Origin of the sequence: Photobacterium sp. OFAV2-7, assembly GCF_022347985.1 — a bacterium.
Taxonomy (GTDB): Bacteria; Pseudomonadota; Gammaproteobacteria; order Enterobacterales; family Vibrionaceae; genus Photobacterium.
This window is the reverse complement of sequence record NZ_JAKRFQ010000527.1, coordinates 1-3,613: the sequence shown is the minus strand read 5'-3', so window position 1 is coordinate 3,613 and position 3,613 is coordinate 1. Positions and strand designations below refer to the sequence as shown.

Annotated in this window: 2 protein-coding genes; both read left to right on the top strand. The window is 40.5% G+C overall.

Annotated elements, in window-relative coordinates; translation table 11 throughout:
- Nucleotides 1–1,012: HlyD family secretion protein (locus tag MHN01_RS20265; RefSeq protein WP_239413060.1), on the top strand; the 1,012-nt coding region annotated here is incomplete at its 5' end.
- Nucleotides 1,009–3,207: a peptidase domain-containing ABC transporter gene (locus tag MHN01_RS20260; RefSeq protein WP_239413058.1), complete on the top strand. Its 2,199-nt coding sequence runs from the start codon at nucleotides 1,009–1,011 to the stop codon at nucleotides 3,205–3,207. The genes MHN01_RS20265 and MHN01_RS20260, both read left to right, overlap by 4 nt.
- The last annotated feature ends 406 nt before the right edge of the window (nucleotides 3,208–3,613 follow it).

Genomic DNA, 3,613 nt, shown 5'->3' with positions numbered 1-3,613 from the left:
TGAGCAATTCTATATTGAAGAGGGAGAGCAGGTAAACCAGGGAGATGCTCTGGTTAAAATTAAAAATAGTCGTAGCCTGACTACAGGAGTTGAGTTGTCAGTAGCACTAAGTAAAGAGTTAGGTCAGCAGATTAGTTCACTAGAAAAAGAATACAAAATATTGAATGATATTCATAAAAAAGAGCTTAAAAGTATTGACCGACAGATTCAACAACTTCAAATAAGCCTTTCTGCTATTAATAATGCAAAAAGAACCAGTTTTAAGAAACTCAAGCTAAAAGAAAATCAACTTTTAAACAATCAGACTTTGCATCAAAAAGGTTACCTTTCTTTACATAATTTTGAGTCCATAAGAGAAGAGTATCTTACTACATTAGAAGCGCATGAACGCCTAGAGATGGATAGAATAAGTGTTCAGTCAGAAATTACTGCTCTAGAATCAAAACGTTTAGCCTTACCTGGCCAATTAATTCTTCAGCAAGCCAACATCGAACGACAAGTCTCAGAGCTAAAGAGTCAAGTTACTCAATTAGATAATCAGTATGAGTTTATAAAAAAAGCCCCGGAAGCAGGTTTTGTTACCACCATACAACCGAGCCTGGGGACGCGCATTGAGTCCGGAACCCCTTTGATGAGTATTATTCCTTTAGACTCTCCTCTGGAAATCGAATTATTACTACCAACCCATTCTGCCGGTTTTGTCCAAATGGGGGATAAGGTAAAGATTCGCTTTGATGCCTTTCCATACCAGAAGTTCGGATTTATTTCAGGCGAAATATCAAACGTTGATCAGGCCCTGATCCTTCCTACAGATAAGGTTTTACCTGTGAGTATTAGTGAAGCCATGTATCGCGTCAGGGCTAAATTATACCAACAATCTGTTAGCGCCTACGGAAAAAAATTTCCCCTCAAAGTTGGTATGATTGCTGATGCAGACATTATTTTAGAAAAGCGTAGTCTACTAGAGTGGTTATTAGATCCTATCTATGCAGTAAAAGGGAGACTTGGATGATTCAACGTACTCTCAGCGCATCTTCCTCAGGTTCAGAGCTCTTCAGCATAACCAACTTACTTTCTTGGTCTGGAAAGCGACACGTTCCTTTAGTACTACAATCTGAAGTTGCAGAATGCGGTTTAGCATGCTTAGCAATGATAGCTTCCTATTATGGGCGTCAGATAAACCTTCCGCTTTTAAGGAAAAAAGTTACTCTTGATGCTCAAGGAATGAGCTTAAAACAATTAATCGAAGTAGCAAATGAACAACAGCTTTCATGTCGCGCTCTCAAGTGCTCGTTAGATGATATTGGTCAACTGCACCTGCCGTGTATCCTGCACTGGAATATGGATCACTTTGTTGTCCTTACAAACATTACCAAGAATGCAGTCTATATCAATGATCCAGAAGTCGGCAAAAGGAAGCTTAGCATAAAGGATTTTAGCGATTCATTCACGGGCATAGCTCTAGAGCTAATGCCAACAACAGAGTTCAAAAAGCAAGATATTCGCGTTGTTATGAAAATGAATCAGCTTTGGGAGAAAATTGTTGGTTTAAAACGCTCCCTGGCTGCACTATTTGCTTTATCCATTATCATGCAAGTTTCAGCTTTACTCTCTCCATACTATATGCAATGGGTAATAGACCAAGTATTACTCAGTCAAGACCAACCCTTACTTGTTATTCTGGCTCTTGGTTTTGCAATGTTAATGCTGATTCAGGTTGGTGTGAGTACATTTCGAAGTTGGATCGTTCTTAGGTTTAGTAGCGCATTAAACTTACAGATGGGAGCTAATCTTTTTCATCATTTGCTCAGACTACCTGTCAGTTACTTCGAGAAACGACATATAGGTGATGTCGTTTCGCGATTTGGCGCTCTAGGCTCAATTCAAGAGCTGATCACTACTGGTCTGATTGAAGCAATTATCGATGGGCTAATGGCAACAGTAGTGTTAATCATGATGTATCTTTATAACCCAACACTAACAGCAATTGTTGTTGGCATCATGTTACTTTCATCATTACTTCAGATTGCATTTTATTACCCAAACCGAAGGATCACTGAAGAGTCGATTGTCGCTGAAGCTAAAGGGGATTCGACTTTTTTGGAATCCGTTCGAGCTATCCAAACGATAAAGTTGTTCTCTCATGAAGCTAGCCGCATGAACACCTGGATAAACCGGTATGCAGATGTGATCAACTCACAAATCCGTTTAGGAAAGCTTGGCCTCGCTGAGAGCACATTAAATCAACTCCTGCTGGGGTTTGAGTCAATAATTATCATTTATTTGGGTGCAGTGGCAGTTATGGATAGCCAACTGACAGTCGGTATGTTACTGGCTTTTATCGCCTATAAAAGCCAGTTTATATCAAGTACCGATCGTTTCATTGATAAAGTATTGGATTTCAAGCTACTAAGCCTTCATTTAGAACGTTTGTCAGACATTGCATTGCAAGAACAGGAGCAATCACTGTTTAATGGAGCTTCATCTCCTCATATAGTCCAAGGTCATATCCGTTTGGAAAATGTTAGTTTCCGCTACTCGAGCAATTCAGAGTGGATATTAAAGGATGTCAGTTTAGATATATCCGCCGGTGAATCCGTCGCGATTACCGGGCCGTCAGGATGCGGCAAGACTACATTGCTAAAGATTATTTTAGGACTACTCAAACCAACTTCCGGTCGTATATATTTGGATAATGTTGAGATCAGTGATTTTAACCTAAACGAGTATCGCAAGCATTTTGGTGCAGTTATGCAAAATGATGTTTTGCTGTCAGGTACACTGGCAGAAAATATCACTATGCTTGACTCTAACTATGATGAACACAAACTAGAGGAGAGCTGCCATCTGGCCTGCATTTTGCGTGATATTCATTCCTTACCTATGGGATTCCATTCACTGGTAGGTGATATGGGAAATCACTTTTCTGGTGGGCAGCTACAGAGGATCTTCCTGGCAAGAGCATTATATAAAGAACCGCAAGTGCTCTGTTTAGATGAATCAACAAGTCATTTAGATCACCAAAACGAAGGTTGGATTAATGACAATATTAACTCATTATCCATCACAAGAATTCTCATTGCACATCGCAAAGAAACCATTAATTCTGTGGATAGAGTAATCAATCTTAATTTTCATGGTGATCAGCAAGCTCCTGTTTTAGAACCACCGCTCGGCTCCTCTCCATCTACTTCACAATGTACTTAGTAATATTATTCTGTTGTAGTACAGGCTGTCGACAAACCATCGGGGGCGGGGCTGTATTCCCCAACCCCGATGAACCAAATACCAATAGCGGTGTTGGCCGAGTCAGTTACGCCACCATTTTGGGTTCTATCCAGCGAAAGCCAAACGCGCTCATGCTAAGGAGGTCTCCTGCTCCTTCAGCCAGAGTGAGTCTGTAAATCTTCATTCCATTTCCTAGACTGTTAGTTATACCCGGTAACGGTGAGAACGGAATGGATTGGGTTAAGTGGGTTATTAGCAACAAAGAGTGGCTGTTTAGCGGCATTGGCGTATTAGTCGTAACCATCATTATTGGGTAGTTTAAGAATCGGTTGCGCAGAAAAATGGTGGAGGAGATACGCAAACATCTAGAGCAAATAGCAAGGGA

Bases quoted from the DNA above. Each gene is read 5' to 3' on its own strand.
- MHN01_RS20260 (WP_239413058.1), top strand. From the start codon at position 1,009: ATGATTCAACGTACTCTCAGCGCATCTTCCTCAGGTTCAGAGCTCTTC.